We start from the raw sequence: 1,061 nt of genomic DNA, 5'->3' as shown, positions 1-1,061 counted from the left end.
GGGGGGGGGGGGGGGCCGCCCCCGCCGATCGACCTGCTCGAGGGGGTGGCCCCCGGTGTGCGGACGTTCATCTCCGAGCACACCGTGAAGTACCGGGCCCAGATGCCCTACCGCCCCGTGCCACTGCGCGTGGTGGTGAGCGTGGACGCCGTGAAGGCCGCCTCGGTGCACGTGGGCTACGCCCTGCACGACGGCGTCGACGACACCCTCTGCGCCACCGCGACGTCCGTCATGGTGTTCGTCGACGGGCAGACGGGCCGCCCCGTGCGCATCAGCCCCGAGCAGCGGGCGGCCCTGGCCGGCTGAGGTGGGCCGAGGTGGGCTGCTGACCGCCCGACAGCCGCCCAGCGACATCACCGCCGTGCAGCACGGCTGCGATGTCGCAGAGCGGAGGTCGACCGCTCGGGCTCGCCGAGTCGGGACCGGGCCCGTGGGACGGCCGTGGATCAGACCGAGCGGGGGACGCCCGCGGCGGTGAGGATCCGCGCCAGCCGGTCTGGCCGCAGGAGGTCTCCCCACGTCCAATGCGCGCCCGCCCGGGTGACCAGCTGCAGGGCCACCTCCCGTTCCTTCTCCCGGCGGATGCTGGCGCGGCGGGCCGTGTCGTCACCGTCGAAGAACGACAGGTCGTACTTGCCCAGCCCGTCGAACTCCCCGTACACCCGCACCTGCTCCCACCAGAAGTCCGTGCGGGCCACCTCGCGTCCGTTCGCATCCCGGTGGCGATGCTGCAGCGCCGTGGGCGGGACGAAGCCGAGCTCGTGGATGCTGGCCCGGCTGTAGGACTCGCCGGCGGATTCCGCCCGCGCGTCCGCGAAGTGCCAGGCCCGCTCGAATCGGCGGAGGGCGGCCGCGGATTTGAGTCGGCTCTCCGCCTGCCTCGCCCAGCGTGCGGCCTCCTCGGGCCGGGCTCGGACGAGCGCGTCCAGCGGGGCCACGGCGTCGCGGAACGGGGTGGCCGCCCCCAGCACCAGCAGCACCGTGGGCAGCGGATCCGCCAGGACGGTTCCCAGGCTCTGCCCGTCCGACAGGACGGCCTCGACCGGCTGAGGCGCGGCGGG

The 1,061-nt window shown here is 74.7% G+C and carries 1 protein-coding gene and 1 pseudogene; one reads left to right on the top strand and one right to left on the bottom strand.

Annotation, left to right across the window (positions count from 1 at the left end):
- Positions 1 to 306: thioesterase family protein (locus SJ20_RS03850; RefSeq protein WP_044659011.1), on the top strand; the 306-nt coding region annotated here is incomplete at its 5' end.
- A 140-nt stretch (positions 307 to 446) separates the two neighbouring features.
- On the opposite strand, the pseudogene SJ20_RS03845 reads toward SJ20_RS03850, so the two are convergent.
- Positions 447 to 1,061 (bottom strand): annotated as a pseudogene (locus SJ20_RS03845) (hypothetical protein); the annotation flags it as partial.

This window comes from Micrococcus sp. MS-ASIII-49 (assembly GCF_000946635.1).
Taxonomy (GTDB): Bacteria; Actinomycetota; Actinomycetes; order Actinomycetales; family Micrococcaceae; genus Micrococcus; species Micrococcus luteus.
Note: the sequence above shows the minus strand (reverse complement) of the source record. Positions and strands in the feature narration are given on the sequence as shown.